The 15482-nt window shown below is 69.3% G+C and carries 14 protein-coding genes; 7 read left to right on the forward strand and 7 right to left on the reverse strand.

The window, feature by feature from the left end; all coding sequences use genetic code 11:
• The first annotated feature begins 53 nt into the window (after positions 1–53).
• Complete coding sequence (locus tag ABTY40_RS02990) at positions 54–617, forward strand: dihydrofolate reductase family protein (RefSeq protein ID WP_352057891.1); 564 nt, start codon at positions 54–56, stop codon at positions 615–617.
• 101 nt (positions 618–718) lie between these two features.
• Here ABTY40_RS02990 and dnaB read toward each other — a convergent pair whose 3' ends face one another.
• Complete coding sequence (gene dnaB, locus ABTY40_RS02995; RefSeq protein WP_345280421.1) at positions 719–2200, reverse strand: replicative DNA helicase; 1482 nt, start codon at positions 2198–2200, stop codon at positions 719–721.
• Positions 2201–2623: 423 nt separating this feature from the next.
• On the opposite strand from dnaB, the gene ABTY40_RS03000 reads away from it, so the two are divergent.
• Complete coding sequence (locus tag ABTY40_RS03000) at positions 2624–3961, forward strand: MATE family efflux transporter (protein ID WP_352057892.1); 1338 nt, start codon at positions 2624–2626, stop codon at positions 3959–3961.
• A gap of 86 nt (positions 3962–4047) precedes the next feature.
• On the opposite strand, the gene rplI is transcribed toward ABTY40_RS03000, so the two are convergent.
• The 4 genes from rplI to rpsF form a co-directional block, all read right to left on the reverse strand.
• Entirely contained in the window at positions 4048–4494 is a 447-nt protein-coding gene (gene rplI, locus ABTY40_RS03005) for a 50S ribosomal protein L9 (protein WP_017240417.1), read from the reverse strand.
• Between the two features lie 18 nt (positions 4495–4512).
• Positions 4513–4749 carry a 30S ribosomal protein S18 gene (rpsR, locus tag ABTY40_RS03010; RefSeq protein ID WP_005315025.1) on the reverse strand — a complete coding sequence of 79 codons (237 nt, stop codon included), beginning with the start codon at positions 4747–4749 and terminating at the stop codon, positions 4513–4515.
• A 58-nt stretch (positions 4750–4807) separates the two neighbouring features.
• Entirely contained in the window at positions 4808–5356 is a 549-nt protein-coding gene (locus ABTY40_RS03015; protein WP_352057893.1) for a single-stranded DNA-binding protein, read from the reverse strand.
• A gap of 73 nt (positions 5357–5429) precedes the next feature.
• Entirely contained in the window at positions 5430–5720 is a 291-nt protein-coding gene (gene rpsF, locus ABTY40_RS03020; RefSeq protein ID WP_004950685.1) for a 30S ribosomal protein S6, read from the reverse strand.
• Between the two features lie 284 nt (positions 5721–6004).
• Here rpsF and ABTY40_RS03025 point away from each other — a divergent pair, with 284 nt between their 5' ends.
• The 3 genes from ABTY40_RS03025 (at position 6005) to ABTY40_RS03035 (ending at position 8725) form a co-directional block, all read left to right on the forward strand.
• Positions 6005–6319, forward strand: a complete 315-nt coding sequence (locus ABTY40_RS03025; protein ID WP_352057894.1) for a hypothetical protein — start codon at positions 6005–6007, stop codon at positions 6317–6319.
• A gap of 153 nt (positions 6320–6472) precedes the next feature.
• On the forward strand, positions 6473–7591 hold the full coding sequence (locus tag ABTY40_RS03030) for a lipid II:glycine glycyltransferase FemX (protein WP_345280411.1): 1119 nt from the start codon (positions 6473–6475) through the stop codon (positions 7589–7591).
• Between the two features lie 102 nt (positions 7592–7693).
• Positions 7694–8725, forward strand: a complete 1032-nt coding sequence (locus ABTY40_RS03035; RefSeq protein ID WP_345280410.1) for an alanine racemase — start codon at positions 7694–7696, stop codon at positions 8723–8725.
• 104 nt (positions 8726–8829) lie between these two features.
• Here ABTY40_RS03035 and ABTY40_RS03040 read toward each other — a convergent pair whose 3' ends face one another.
• Positions 8830–10365 carry a glycosyltransferase family 87 protein gene (locus tag ABTY40_RS03040; protein WP_502990475.1) on the reverse strand — a complete coding sequence of 512 codons (1536 nt, stop codon included), beginning with the start codon at positions 10363–10365 and terminating at the stop codon, positions 8830–8832.
• A gap of 106 nt (positions 10366–10471) precedes the next feature.
• Positions 10472–13258, reverse strand: a complete 2787-nt coding sequence (locus ABTY40_RS03045; RefSeq protein ID WP_352057896.1) for a transglycosylase domain-containing protein — start codon at positions 13256–13258, stop codon at positions 10472–10474.
• Between the two features lie 371 nt (positions 13259–13629).
• Here ABTY40_RS03045 and ABTY40_RS03050 point away from each other — a divergent pair, with 371 nt between their 5' ends.
• Positions 13630–14310, forward strand: a complete 681-nt coding sequence (locus ABTY40_RS03050) for a PadR family transcriptional regulator (RefSeq protein ID WP_352057897.1) — start codon at positions 13630–13632, stop codon at positions 14308–14310.
• Between the two features lie 49 nt (positions 14311–14359).
• Complete coding sequence (locus ABTY40_RS03055; protein ID WP_309049801.1) at positions 14360–15442, forward strand: inositol-3-phosphate synthase; 1083 nt, start codon at positions 14360–14362, stop codon at positions 15440–15442.
• The last annotated feature ends 40 nt before the right edge of the window (positions 15443–15482 follow it).

Genomic DNA, 15482 nt, shown 5'->3' on the forward strand with positions numbered 1-15482 from the left:
CCCGCGCCGCGCCGGTCCGTGCCCGTGGGACCGACGCACGGAAGGCTGGCGCCATGCGGAAACTGATCTACGGCATGAACCTGTCCCTGGACGGCTACATCGCCGGGCCCGGCGACGACATCGGCTGGAGTGTGCCGAGCGACGAGCTGTTCCAATTCTGGTCCGACCAGCTGCGGGCGACCGACCTGACGCTGTACGGGCGCAAGCTGTGGCGGACGATGAGCTCCTACTGGCCGACCGGTGACCAGCGGCCCGGCGCCACTCCCGCGGAGATCGAGTTCGCGCGCCGCTGGCGGGAGATGGCGAAGGTGGTGTTCTCCTCGACGATCGAGGAGGTCGACTGGAACACCCGGCTGGTCTCCGGCGACGCGGTCGCCGAGATCACCCGGCTCAAGGCCGGGGACGGCGGCCCGATCGACATCGGCGGCGCGACGCTCGCCGGGGCGGCCATGCGGGCCGGGCTGATCGACGAGTACCTGATCGCCGCCCATCCGGTGCTGGTGGGCGGCGGCACGCCGTTCTTCGGCGCGCTGGACAGCCGGGTGCGCCTGAATCTGGTGGAGACGCGGACGTTTCCCGGCGGTGTGGTCCTGACCCGGTACGAGACGAGGCGCTGAGCGGCTTCCCGCTGTCCCGCATGCGTGCCGGACACGCCACGCCGTCTCCCGGCCAACGCTCGTGGGGAGGAGCAGGGCGTCCGGGGCCCCGCGGCCACCCGTCAGGTCTGCGCCATGTCCACGAAGCGGGAGTAGTGGCCCTGGAAGGCGACGGTGATGGTGGCCGTGGGTCCGTTTCGGTGCTTGCCGACGATGATGTCGGCCTCGCCGGCCCGTGGGGACTCCTTCTCGTACGCGTCCTCGCGGTGCAGCAGGATCACCATGTCGGCGTCCTGCTCGATGGAACCGGACTCACGCAGGTCGGAGACCATCGGCTTCTTGTCGGTGCGCTGCTCGGGGCCACGGTTCAGCTGGGAGAGGGCGATCACCGGGAGTTCGAGCTCCTTGGCGAGGAGCTTGAGGTTACGGGACATGTCGGAGACCTCCTGCTGGCGGCTCTCGGCGCGCTTGGAGCCGCCGGACTGCATCAGCTGGAGGTAGTCGATGATGACGAGCTTGAGGCCGTTGCGCTGCTTCAGGCGCCGGCACTTCGCCCGGATCTCCATCATCGACAGGTTGGGCGAGTCGTCGATGAAGAGCGGGGCCTGCGAGACGTCCGGCATCCGGCGGGCGAGCCGCGTCCAGTCCTCGTCGGTCATCGTGCCGGAGCGCATGTGGTGCAGCGCCACGCGGGCCTCCGCCGAGAGCAGGCGCATCGCGATCTCGTTGCGGCCCATTTCGAGCGAGAAGATGACGCTCGGCAGATTGTGCTTGATCGACGCGGCCCGGGCGAAGTCCAGCGCGAGGGTGGACTTACCCATGGCGGGACGCGCCGCGATGATGATCATCTGGCCGGGGTGGAGACCGTTGGTGAGGGCGTCGAGGTCGCTGAAGCCGGTCGGCACACCGGTCATCTCACCGCTGCGCGAACCGATCGCCTCGATCTCGTCGAGCGCGCCTTCCATGATGTCGCCGAGCGGCAGGTAGTCCTCGGTGGTGCGCTGCTCGGTGACGGCGTAGATCTCGGCCTGGGCCGAGTTCACGATCTCGTCGACGTCGCCGTCGGCCGCGTACCCCATCTGCGTGATCTTGGTGCCGGCCTCCACGAGGCGGCGCAGGACGGCCCGCTCGTGGACGATCTCCGCGTAGTACGCGGCGTTGGCCGCGGTGGGCACGGACTGGACCAGGGTGTGCAGGTAGGAGGCACCGCCGACGCGGTTGATCTCTCCGCGCTTGGTGAGTTCGGCGCCGACCGTGATGGGGTCGGCGGGCTCGCCCTTGGCGTAGAGGTCGAGGATCGCCGCGAAGACCGTCTCGTGGGCGGGCTTGTAGAAGTCGTGGCCCTTGATGATCTCCACGACGTCCGCGATGGCGTCCTTGGACAGGAGCATGCCGCCGAGCACGGACTGCTCGGCGTCGAGGTCCTGCGGCGGAACACGCTCGAAGGTGGCGAGTCCGCCGTCCCACGGGCCGTCGCCGCCACGCTCGTGCTGGTCGTCCCGGCCGCGACCGCGGCCCCGGCCCTCACCTCGGGTACGGGTGGGCAGCCGGTCGCTGGGTCCGCTGTCGGCCCAGGGATCGTCCAAGGGCTCGGGAATGCTCACCAAGCCACCTCCTCCCGTCCGCTCCGCGGACCTCGCCGTGCCACTCTTTCACGCCACGGCTTCGATCAAAGAGTGGCTTTCGCGACCGCTACTGGCGCGTCGGGCGCCGGTCCACGGTAGGGCCGCGGAGGGCGTCAGCCAATCTGGTTATCCACAGGCCCTGTGGGTGAAGGCCCAGATGCTGTGGAGAACCTGCCCGATCCTGTGCACGGAGTGGGGGACAGCTGTGTGGACAAACTCATAGGGCTCCGGCTATGAGCGGCCTGACCTGGGCTTTTTCCATCCACGGGCTGTGGGGGAGAAAAACTTTTCCCCCTGGAGCAGGATCAGAACAAACAGCCCACACCCGAAGTCGCGAGCCCGTCACAGGTAAGGAGTAACAGGCCATTGCATCTCTTACCTGTGGAAGATTAGATTGATGCCATGCCCCAGGCCTCCACGACTCCCCGCTCCGTCCGCCGCCGCCACGACCGCGAGATCGTCTCCCTCGCCCTTCCGGCCTTCGGTGCTCTCGTCGCGGAGCCCCTCTTCCTCATGGTCGACAGTGCCGTCATCGGCCATCTCGGCACCCCGCAACTCGCGGGTCTCGCCATCGCCGCGGCTCTGCTCTCCACCGCCGTGAGCGTGTTCGTCTTCCTCGCCTACGCCACCACGGCCGCCGTCGCGCGCCGGGTCGGCGCGGACGATCTCCCGGCCGCCATCCGGCAGGGCATGGACGGCATCTGGCTGGCCGCCTTCCTCGGACTCGCGGTCGTCGCGGTCACCCTGCCCACGGCTCCCTGGCTGGTCGACCTCTTCGGGGCCTCGGGCACCGCCGCGCCCCACGCCGTCACGTATCTGCGGATCTCCAGCTTCGGGATCCCTGCGATGCTGATCGTCCTGGCCGCCACCGGTGTCCTGCGCGGACTGCAGGACACCCGCACCCCGCTCTACGTGGCCATCGCGGGCTTCGCGACCAACGCGGCGCTCAACGTGGGGCTCGTCTACGGGGCCGGGCTCGGCATCGCCGGCTCCGCCTGGGGCACCGTCATCGCCCAGTGCGGCATGGCGGTCGCTTATCTCGTCGTGGTCGTCCGGGGCGCCCGGCGCCATGGCGCCTCGCTCCGGCCCGACGCGGCTGGCATCCGTGCCTCCGCCCAGGCCGGCGTCCCCCTTCTGGTGCGTACGCTCTCGCTCCGCGCCGTCATGATGATCGCCACGGCCGTCGCGGCACGGCTCGGGGACGCCGAGGTGGCCGCCCACCAGATCATTCTGGCGCTGTGGAGCCTCATGGCCTTCGCCCTCGATGCCATCGCCATCGCGGGGCAGGCCATCATCGGGCGCTACCTCGGCGCGGATGACGCCGAGGGCGCCCGCCAGGTCTGCCGCCGGATGGTGCAGTGGGGCGTCGTCTCCGGTGTGGTGCTCGGAGTCCTGCTGGTGCTGGCCCGCCCCCTCTTCGTACCGCTGTTCACCGGCGATCCGACCGTGCAGGACACCCTGCTCCCGGCTCTCCTCGTCGTCGCGCTCTCCCAGCCTGTCGCCGGCGTGGTCTTCGTCCTCGACGGCGTGCTGATGGGGGCGGGCGACGGGCCGTACCTGGCCTGGGCGATGCTGGTGACCCTGGTGGTCTTCGCCCCCGTCGCCCTCCTGGTGCCGGTCCTCGGCGGCGGGCTGACCGCGGTCTGGTGGGCGATGGCGCTGATGATGACCGTCCGCATGCTCACCCTGAGCTTCCGCATGCGCTCCGGCCGCTGGATCGTCACCGGCGCCACCCGCTAGCCGCCGTTTCACGTGAAACGGCGGAAGGGCCGCACCCCCGGGGGTGCGGCCCTTCCGTACTGCTCGTGTCACTGCTGAGGGCAGCGTTACGCGGCGACGACCTCGACGCCGAGCTTCGCGGCAACCTCGGGGTGCAGACGCACGGACACCTGGTGCGAGCCCAGGGTCTTGATCGGCGAACCGAGCTCGACGCGACGCTTGTCGACGTCGGGGCCACCCGCGGACTTGATCGCCGAGGCGATGTCGGCCGGGGTCACGGAACCGAAGAGACGGCCGGCGTCGCCGGAGCGAACAGCCAGACGCACCTTGGTGCCCTCGAGCTGGGCCTTGATCTCGTTGGCCTGCTCGATGGTCGCGATCTCGTGGATCTTGCGGGCGCGGCGGATCTGCGCCACGTCCTTCTCGCCGCCCTTGGTCCAGCGGATCGCGAAACCGCGCGGGACCAGGTAGTTGCGAGCGTAGCCGTCCTTGACGTCGACGACATCGCCGGCGGCACCGAGGCCAGAGACCTCGTGGGTGAGGATGATCTTCATTTTTCGGTCACCCTTCCCTTATCGCGCGGTGGACGTGTAGGGCAGCAGCGCCATCTCACGGCTGTTCTTGACGGCCGTGGCGACGTCACGCTGGTGCTGCGTGCAGTTGCCGGTCACGCGGCGGGCACGGATCTTGCCGCGGTCGGAAATGAACTTCCGCAGCATGTTCGTGTCCTTGTAGTCCACGTACGCGGTCTTGTCCTTGCAGAACGCGCAGACCTTCTTCTTAGGCTTGCGCACAGGCGGCTTCGCCATGGTGTTTCTCCTGTGTGATCAAGAAGTGGGGGTACGAGCTGCTTCCAGGGCGCGTGCCCTAGAAGGGAGGCTCGTCCGAGTAGCCGCCGCCGGAATTGCCACCCCAGCTGCCTCCGCCGGCCTGCTGGCCGCCGGAGGACGTGCCGCCGGTCGCCCACGGGTCGTCGGCGGGAGCACCGCCGCCGCCCGGCTGGCCACCGCCGGAGTTGCCACCACCGCCGTAGCCGCCCTGACCACCGCGGCCGGCGGTCTTGGTGACCTTGGCCGTGGCGTTCTTGAGGCTGGGGCCGACTTCCTCGACGTCCAGCTCGAAGACCGTGCGCTTGACGCCCTCACGGTCCTCGTAGGACCGCTGCTTCAGCCGGCCCTGCACGACGACGCGCATGCCTCGCTGGAGCGACTCGGCGACGTTCTCCGCCGCCTGACGCCAGACCGAGCAGGTCAGGAAGAGGCTTTCGCCGTCCTTCCACTCGTTCGTCTGGCGGTCGAAGGTGCGGGGAGTGGACGCGACGCGGAACTTCGCGACCGCCGCACCGGACGGGGTGAAGCGCAGCTCGGGGTCGTCGACGAGATTGCCGACGACCGTGATGACGGTCTCGCCTGCCATGGGTGAACCTCTCGGCGGGATTGCTTCTGGCTGCTTGTTGCTACTCGGACCCGATGACCTCTGAGCGGAAAGCTCAGTGGGTCTCGGGACGGAGGACCTTGGTCCGGAGGACCGACTCGTTCAGGTTCATCTGGCGGTCGAGCTCCTTGACGACCGCAGGCTCGGCCTGCAGGTCGATGACCGAGTAGATGCCCTCGGGCTTCTTCTTGATCTCGTAGGCGAGACGACGACGGCCCCAGGTGTCGACCTTCTCGACCTTTCCGTTGCCCTCACGGACGACGGAGAGGAAGTTCTCGATCAGCGGGGAGACAGCGCGCTCCTCGAGATCGGGGTCGAGGATGACCATCACCTCGTAGTGACGCATGTGGAACCCACCTCCTTTGGACTCAGCGGCCACGGTCGTTCCGTGGCAGGAGGGTCGTGATGCGTGAACAACGGTATCCGCCACCACTGACAGACCCCCCGTCGAACGGGGGTCCCGCCGAGTGACCAGGACGAGCCTGGGCAGACACCGGTGCAGACCGTACAGAGTACCCGCCCGCACGCCTGCGGTTGAAATCCTGTGGGGAGCGGACGCAATCTGTACACATCGGACGTAGGCGGCGCTAGGATGCGCCGCCTTCCGGACGGCACGCCAGGAGGTGCCCCATGGCACAGGCAATGCGACGCGACCCCGGACACTCCCTCTTCGCCACCGACGGCAAGCCACACCCCCTCCAGGACACCCTGGTCGGCGTGACGCTGGTCCTCGGCGTCCTCTCCTTCGTCACCGCGCAGTTCCACGACCTCCACCTGCTCAGCTCCTGGACGGGCCTGATCGGCATCCTCACCGGTGCCTACGGACAGTTCGTCTCCGTCACGACACGCGAGCGCTTCGCCCTGATCGTCGGGCTCGGCGCGGCCGCGGTCGGCTTCTTCCTCGGCATGGCCCACGGCGGCCTCTTCGGCGGCGTCATCGGCTGAGGCGGCCCACCCCGCCGGCACCCCTTCGGAGGAGGCCCGCGGCACGTCACCGCCCACACAGCCATTCGGGGCGCTCCCCGCTCGCAGTAGGCTTCGGCGCGAGAGCCGGAGCCCCTGAACCGATGGGGACACACCTGCCGAGGAGCGCCCCGCATGAGCCTGACCCTGAGGACCATCAGCCGAGAGCAGCATCTGGCGTACATCCAGAGCCAGCCCGCGGCGAGCCACTGCCAGGTCCCGGCGTGGGCGGACGTGAAGACCGAGTGGCGCTCGGAGAACCTCGGTTGGTTCGACAAGAACGGTGAGCTCGTCGGCGCCGGGCTGGTGCTCTACCGTCAGCTCCCCAAGCTCAAGCGCTACCTGGCGTACCTGCCCGAGGGCCCCGTCATCAACTGGTACGCGCCCAACCTCGACGAGTGGCTCCAGCCGATGCTGGCCCACCTCAAGCAGCAGGGCGCCTTCTCGGTGAAGATGGGCCCGCCGGTCGTCATCCGCCGCTGGGACGCGGCCGCGATCAAGTCCGGCATCCAGGACCCGGACGTCAAGCGCCTGAAGGACGTCCAGGCCACCCACGTCGAGGCGCGTGCCTTCGAAGTCGCCGACCGGCTGCGGAGGATGGGCTGGCAGCAGGGCGAGGACGGCGGCGCCGGCTTCGGCGACGTCCAGCCCCGCTACGTCTTCCAGGTCCCGCTCGCGAACCGCTCCCTGGACGACGTCCTCAAGGGCTTCAACCAGCTGTGGCGCCGCAACATCAAGAAGGCCGAGAAGGCCGGCGTCGAGGTCGTCCAGGGCGGCTACGAGGACCTGGCCGAGTGGCAGCGCCTGTACGAGATCACGGCCGTCCGTGACCGCTTCCGGCCCCGCCCGCTGTCGTACTTCCAGCGCATGTGGACCGTCCTCAACAACGAGGACCCCAACCGCATGCGGCTCTACTTCGCCCGCCACAACGGCGTGAACCTGTCCGCCGCGACCATGCTCGTCGTCGGTGGCCACGTCTGGTACTCCTACGGCGCCTCGGACAACATCGGCCGCGAGGTCCGGCCCTCGAACGCGATGCAGTGGCGGATGCTGCGCGACGCCTACGCGATGGGCGCCACCGTCTACGACCTGCGGGGCATCTCGGACTCGCTCGACGAGACCGACCACCTCTTCGGGCTCATCCAGTTCAAGGTGGGCACCGGCGGAGAGGCCGTCGAGTACGTCGGCGAATGGGACTTCCCCCTCAACAAGCTGCTGCACAAGGCGCTCGACATCTACATGTCCCGCCGCTGACCCGTCCGGCGCGGCACGGCCCCGTGTCGCGCCGCCGGGCGTTCCGTACTCTCGTACACACCTGTGATCCACCGCTGCCGTCAGAAAGGTTCCGGGCCGGCCATGGCGCTCTCCCTCTACGTCGACACCGCGCGCTGGCGGGCGCACCAGAAGACGGTGATCGACCAGTTCCCCGGTCTGATCCCGGTCTGCAAGGGCAACGGCTACGGCTTCGGGCACGAGCGGCTCGCGGACGAGGCGGCCCGGTTCGGCGCCGACATGCTCGCCGTCGGCACCACCTACGAAGCCGCCAGGATCAAGGACTGGTTCAGCGGTGACCTGCTGGTCCTCACCCCGTTCCGGCGGGGCGAGGAACCGGTTCCGCTGCCCGACCGGGTGATCCGCTCCGTCTCCTCCGTCGACGGGGTGCACGCCCTCGTCGGGGCCCGGGTCGTCATCGAGTGCATGAGCTCGATGAAGCGCCACGGCGTCCGCGAGGAGGAGCTCCCGATGCTCCACTCGGCCATCGAGGACGTCCGCCTGGAGGGCTTCGCCCTGCACCTGCCGCTCGACCGGCCGGACGGCACCGACGCGGTCGAGGAGGTCATCGGCTGGATGGACCGCCTGCGCGCGGCCCGGCTGCCCCTGCACACCCTGTTCGTGAGCCATCTGCGTGCCGAGGAGCAGGCCCGGCTCCAGCAGCAGTTCCCGCAGACCCGCTTCCGCGCCCGGATCGGCACCCGGCTCTGGCTCGGCGACCACGAGGCCACGGAGTACCGGGGTTCGGTCCTGGACGTGACGCGTGTCTCCAAGGGGGACCGCTTCGGCTACCGCCAGCAGAAGGCGGCCTCGGACGGCTGGCTCGTGGTCGTCGCCGGCGGCACCTCGCACGGCGTGGGCCTGGAGGCCCCCAAGGCCATGCACGGCGTAATGCCGCGCGCCAAGGGAGTGGCCCGGGCCGGTCTCGCGACCGTCAACCGGAACCTCTCGCCGTTCGTGTGGGCGGGCAAGCAGCGCTGGTTCGCCGAGCCGCCGCACATGCAGGTGTCGATCCTGTTCGTGCCCGCCGACGCGCAGGAGCCGCGGGTCGGCGACGAGCTCGTGGCGCATCTGCGCCACACCACGACGCAGTTCGACCGCCTCGTGGAGCGCTGAGCCACCGGCGTCCCGCCCCGCGGGTCCACGGGTGAGGGCCCCGGCTCGTCGGAGCCGGGGCCCTCACCCGTCGGTACGTCAGCCCCGCCGGCCGCCGCGGTACGTCATCCGCGCGAGCCGCCGTCCCCGGGGGCCCCGGCGCTCCCGGACGTGCCCCACTCCACCCGCGGCCACTCGGGACCCCGCGGCGGCACCGCCCGCCGCGCCAGGTGCGCGGCCCTGCCGGCCACGAAGACGTCCTCCGCCCCGTCCAGGACGCCTCCCGAGGGATCGTCGGCGCCGTCCTGCCGCACGGGGTCACGCTCGGGCGTCAGGATGTCCCGTACGACCATCACGCACAGGTACAGCGTGCCGAGCAGGTGCAGGACGATCGCGAACTGGTAGCCGTCCACGGGCAGGCCCTGCTTGTTGCCACTCGCCGTGAAGGCCAGATACATCCAGACGCCCAGGAAGTACATGACCTCGCAGGCCTGCCAGATGAGGAAGTCACGCCAGCGCGGCCGGGCGAGCACGGCCAGCGGGACGAGCCACAGGACGTACTGCGGCGAGTAGACCTTGTTGGTCAGGACGAACGCGGCGACGATCAGGAACGCCAGCTGGACGAAGCGGGGCCGCCGGGGCGCCGTGAACGTCAGCATCGCGAGGGCCGCCACCGCCACCACCATCAGCAGCAGCGCGTACAGATTGGCCCGCTCGGGGCTGATCGGGTCGCCGGTGCGCTGGCTGACGAGCAGCCATACGGAGCCGAAGTCGACGTTCCGGTCCCGGCTGAAGAGGTAGAACTGCTTCCAGCCCTCCGGGGCGAGAATCATTACGGGCAGGTTCACGACCAGCCAGGCCCCGGCCGCGCCGAGCACCGCCGCCCCGTACCGCCGCCACTTCCCGGCCCGCCGGCAGAGCAGCAGCAGGGGGATGAGCAGCAGGACCGGGTAGAACTTCGAGGCCGTGGCCAGGCCGAGCAGGATGCCGAAGGCCAGCGGCCGGCCGCGCGACCACATCAGGACGGCGGCCGCGGTGAGCGCGACCGCCAGGAGGTCCCAGTTGATCGTGGCCGTGAGCGCGATCGAGGGGGCCAGCGCGACGAGCAGCCCGTCCCAGGGCCGGTGGCGGTGCGTCCGGGCCACACAGACGGCGAGGACGGCCGCGCAGACCATCAGCAGGCCGGCGTTGACCATCCAGAACGCCTGCTCCTGCTCCCTCATGGGGCCGCCGCCGGGCGTCAGCCAGGCCGCGACCTCCATGAACAGACCGGTGAGGACGGGGTATTCCAGGAACGGTACGCCGCCGCTCAGCCGGTCGAAGTAGGGCACCAGACCCGCCGCGAAGCCGCGCCCCTCGTAGAGGTGCGGGATGTCGGAGTAGCAGGCGTGGGTGTACTGGGAGGTGATGCCCTCGAACCAGGCCCAGTTGTAGCAGGGCAGCTTCTGCACCATGCCGAGCGCGAACATGCCGATCGCCACGAGGGCGATGACCCGCACCGGCGTGAACGGTCCGGTCCCGGTCAGCGCGCGACGGCCGAACGGGCCGCCGATCAGCTGGCTGCCCGCGGCGGCCACCGGGTCCCGGTGGGTGGGGACGACCGCGGGCGAGCGCCCCTGGGACCGGTCCCGTGGCGCGCGCGTCTTCTGGAGGCTCGGCATGGGGGACATCCTGCCGTACGCCCCCGGGAAAGCGGCGAGGGCCGCCGCGGCCGGACCGTACACGGGGGTACGGACCGGCGCGGCGGCCCTCAGGCCTCAGGAGAGGCTAGGGGAACCAGCTGCCGTCCTCGGGTTTGCCGTTGTCGCCCCCGGGACCGCCGGAACCGCCACCGCCGCCGCCCGTCGGCGTGTCGGTCGGACCGGGTTCCGTGGTCGGCGTCGCCGGCGGAGTCGTCGTCGGCTGGCCCGTGGTGCCGCCGGGGTCGTCCGGGTTGTTGCAGTCCCGGTCCCAGATGCTGCACGTCTCCGTCTTGGTCGGCTTCGGCGACTTGGACGGCGTCGTGGGCGGAGTCGTCGTCGGCGGGGCCGTCGTGGTCGGGGGAGTCGTGGTCGGCGTGGCGGACTCGGTGGGCTTCTCCGTGACCGTCGGGGTCGGCGCCGGGCTGGTCGCGCCGCCGCCGAAGACCGACTTGGCGTCCTCCAGCTTCTCCGGCGCGGGGAAGGCCTTGACCGCGTAGCCCTTGACGGCCTCGGTCATGTAGTCCTGCCAGATCCGCGACGGGAACGAGGAACCGTGGATCTTCGGCTGGTCACCCGTGCCGAACATCTCCAGGAACTCACGCTTCTTCTGCGTCTCGTCGTCGGAGAAGCGGTACATGTCGATGGCGGTCGACAGCTGGGGCGTGTAGCCCACGAACCAGGCCGACTTGTTGCCGTCGGTCGTACCCGTCTTGCCGGCCACCTGACGGCCGGGGACCTTGGCCTTGCGGCCGGTGCCGTACGGCGACTCCACCACGTCACGGAGCACGTCGGTGACGTTGCTGCTGACGGCGGAGGTGAAGGCCTGCTGCGGCTCGGGCTTGTGCTTGTGGATGGGCTGGCCGCCCCGCCTCACCTCGGTGACGGAGTACGGCTCGTTCTGCACGCCCTGGTTGGCGAAGGTGGCGTACGCCCCGGCCATGCGGATGGCGCTCGGGCTGGAGATGCCGAGGGAGAACGACGGCACCTCGCCCTGGACGAGCGATTCCGGCCGCAGTCCGGCCTTGATGGCGGCGTCGCGGACCTTGTCGATACCGACGTCCATGCCGAGCTGCACGTACGGCGAGTTGGCCGAGCGGATCATCGCTTCGCGGAGGGTGATGTTGCCGTAGCTCTTGTTGTCATCGTTCGTCTGCAGCCACTCCTCACCCTTCTCGTTGTGCCAGATCTCGCCGTTGTACCGGCGGACCTTGAGCTCGTTCTTGCCGGAGTAGCGGCTCTTGTCGGGGTCGACGATGGTGCGCTCGTCGGCGCCCTGATCGGGCCCGAGCTCCGGGTTGCGCACGCCGTCCTTCATGGCGGCGGCGAGGACGAAGGGCTTGAAGGTCGATCCCACCTGGGCGCCGGTGTTGTCGGCGTTGTTGGTGTAGTGCTTGGTGTAGTCCGTGCCGCCGTAGAGGGCGACGATCGCGCCCGTCGCGGCGTCGACCGAGGCGCCGCCGAACTGGACGTGGGTGTCGGTGTCCGGGCGCTTCTCGGGGTCGATGTACTCGTCGTAGATCTTCTTGATCGACTTCTCGAGCGCCTCGACCTTCGACTTATCGAAGGTGGTACGGATCTCGTAGCCGCCGCGCTCCAGCTCCTGCTCGGTGATGCCGAACTTGTTGCGGACGTTCGCCTTGGCCGTGCTGACGAGGTAGCCGATCTGGCCGCTCATGTTGGCGGCCGGCTTGAGCTTCTCGACGTGGGGGAAGGTCGGGTACTTCGCGCGCTCCTCCGGCTTGAGCTTGCCGTCCTTGACCATCTCGTCGAGGATCCAGTTCCACCGCTCGGTGGCGCGGGCCGTGTTCTTCTCGGCCGTGGCCTCCGGGTCGATCTCCGGGTAGCCGGCCGGGTCGTAGTACGTGGCGCCCTTGAGGACTGCGGCGAGCAGAGCGGACTGGCTGACGTTGAGATCCTGGGCGTCCACGTTGAAGTACGCGCGGGCGGCGGCCTGGATGCCGTAGGCCCCGCGTCCGTAGTACGCGGTGTTCAGGTAGCCGGCCATGATCTCGGGCTTCTTCAGCTCGTTGCCGACCTTCATGGAGATGAAGAGTTCCTTCACCTTCCGGGTAACGGTCTGGGACTGGTCGTCGAGCCGGTTGTTCTTCACGTACTGCTGGGTGATGGTCGAGCCGCCCTGGGTCTCGCCGCCCTTGGCCATGTTCCAGACGGCGCGGCCGATCCCCATGGGGTCGATGCCGGAGTCCGTCCAGAACGTCTTGTTCTCGGCCGAGACCACGGCGTCCTGCATGTGCGTCGGGATCTTCTCGAACCCGACGATCTGCCGGTTCTGACCGCTGCCCGTGGCGACCATGCGCTCGCCGTCGGCCCAGTAGAAGATGTTGTTCTGCGAGGTCGCGGTCTCCGCCTCGTCGGGGATGCCGACCTTGGCGTACGCGATGAATGCCGCGCCCATCAGGCTCGCCACGAAGAACAGGAACGTGCCCGTCACGAACTTCCACGACGGCACCCAGCGACGCCAGCCGTACTTGTCGTGGCGCGGGTAGTCGATCATCCGCTTCTTGCCCGGCGGACGGCCCCCGCGGCCCCGCCCCGGCCCTCCGTTGTGGCCACCGCCACCGCCGCCACCGCGCCGTCCGCCGCCGGCACCTCCGGCTCCACCGTGGCCGTGCTCGGCCGCCCGGCGGCGACCGCCGCGCTGGGCGGCGCGCCGGGCCTCGGCGCGGCCACCGTAGGGGCGCTCCTCCCCGTACGAGGAGGGCGGCCCGTACGAGGCCGAAGGGGCCTCCATGCCGGTGTCATGGGCCGGGGCCGGCCGGCGGCCCATCGGCTGCTGTGCGGCGCGCCGTGCCGCCGCGCGACCGCCCGTCGGCGGCTGCTGCGGCGGCATTTTGCGACGATGCTCGCTCATCGAACGACTACTCCTCGGGCAGGCGCGTAGGCCTGGAAGCGGCAGTTGAGTTCCGGTCCCCCCGAAATGCGTACGGCCTGGAACCCATCGGAGGCCCCTCCGTACCGCAGCCGGTCACCCGCTGCACTGACGCCCCAGCGCGTCGCTTGGTTCCCGGTGGTCTGCATGCGGGACAGACTACGCACGGCCAAAAACCCCCTATGGCCGGAGTTCACCCCAAATCAGGCAAGTCGCCTGCTGTGAATTGATGATGTGACGCCGGTCACGGGACCCCCACTTGTCGCCGGTCAGCGGCCGTTCTATCGTCGGGATGTATCGATCCGATACATCAGTACGGCATAAGCGTCCCGGGTGGCGGAGGAGGCGAGCGGATGAGCAGGCGATCGGGCATCCTCGAGTTCGCCGTTCTCGGCCTTCTGCGCGAGGCCCCGATGCACGGGTACGAGCTGCGCAAGCGGCTCAACACGTCGCTCGGCATCTTCCGCGCCTTCAGCTACGGGACGCTGTACCCCTGCCTCAAGACGCTGGTCTCAAACGGCTGGTTGATCGAGGAGCCGGGCAGCGCCCCCGAGGACGCGCTCGCCGCCTCGCTGGCAGGCCGCCGCGCGAAGATCGTCTACCGGCTGACGCCGGAAGGTAAGGAGCACTTCGAGGAGCTCCTCTCCCACACCGGGCCCGACGCCTGGGAGGACGAGCACTTCGCCGCCCGCTTCGCCTTCTTCGGTCAGACCGAGCGCGAGGTGCGGATGCGGGTACTGGAGGGCCGCCGCAGCCGGCTGGAGGAGCGCCTGGAGAAGATGCGCGCCTCACTGGCCAGGACGCGCGAGCGCCTCGACGACTACACGCTTGAGCTGCAGCGCCACGGCATGGAGTCCGTGGAGCGCGAGGTGCGCTGGCTGAACGAGCTCATCGAGAGCGAGCGGGCAGGGCGGGATCAGCGATCCGGCACCGATGCCCCCGCTCGGCACGACAACGATTCCGAAGAAACGGGCGGCCTGCCCCGGCACGGGGGCAGTACCCGGCCGGATCCGTCCGATGACACCACCAAGTGAACCCCCGCCCTCAGCGGGGATTCCATGAATACACAGGGAGCAACCGGAAATGGGTTCGGTTCGCGTAGCCATCGTCGGCGTGGGCAACTGTGCCGCGTCGCTGGTCCAGGGCGTCGAGTACTACAAGGACGCCGACCCGGCGGCCAAGGTCCCCGGCCTGATGCACGTGCAGTTCGGCGACTACCACGTGCGTGACGTCGAGTTCGTCGCCGCGTTCGACGTGGACGCGAAGAAGGTGGGCCTGGACCTGGCCGACGCCATCGGCGCCAGCGAGAACAACACCATCAAGATCTGCGACGTGCCCGCCACCGGCGTCACCGTCCAGCGCGGCCACACCCTCGACGGTCTGGGCAAGTACTACCGCGAGACCATCGAGGAGTCCGCCGAGGCCCCGGTCGACATCGTCCAGGTCCTCAAGGACAAGCAGGTCGACGTTCTCGTCTGCTACCTGCCGGTCGGCTCCGAGGACGCGGCGAAGTTCTACGCCCAGTGCGCCATCGACGCCAAGGTCGCCTTCGTCAACGCCCTCCCGGTCTTCATCGCCGGCACCAAGGAGTGGGCGGACAAGTTCACCGAGGCCGGTGTCCCGATCGTCGGTGACGACATCAAGTCCCAGGTCGGCGCCACCATCACGCACCGCGTCATGGCGAAGCTGTTCGAGGACCGCGGTGTCATCCTCGACCGCACGATGCAGCTGAACGTCGGCGGCAACATGGACTTCAAGAACATGCTCGAGCGCGAGCGCCTGGAGTCCAAGAAGATCTCCAAGACGCAGGCCGTCACCTCGCAGATCCCCGACCGGGAGCTCGGCGAGAAGAACGTCCACATCGGCCCCTCCGACTACGTGGCCTGGCTGGACGACCGCAAGTGGGCGTACGTCCGTCTCGAGGGCCGCGCCTTCGGTGACGTTCCGCTGAACCTGGAGTACAAGCTCGAGGTGTGGGACTCGCCGAACTCGGCGGGTGTCATCATCGACGCCGTGCGTGCCGCGAAGATCGCCAAGGACCGCGGCATCGGCGGCCCGATCCTCTCCGCGTCGAGCTACTTCATGAAGTCCCCGCCGGTCCAGTACTTCGACGACGAGGCCCGCGAGAACGTCGAGAAGTTCATCAAGGGCGAGGTCGAGCGCTAAGAACCAGCCGGTTCCGCCGACTCCGCACGAGGGTCCCCGA

It is taken from the genome of Streptomyces sp. NPDC126503 (assembly GCF_040302405.1).
Lineage (GTDB): Bacteria > Actinomycetota > Actinomycetes > Streptomycetales > Streptomycetaceae > Streptomyces > Streptomyces gulbargensis.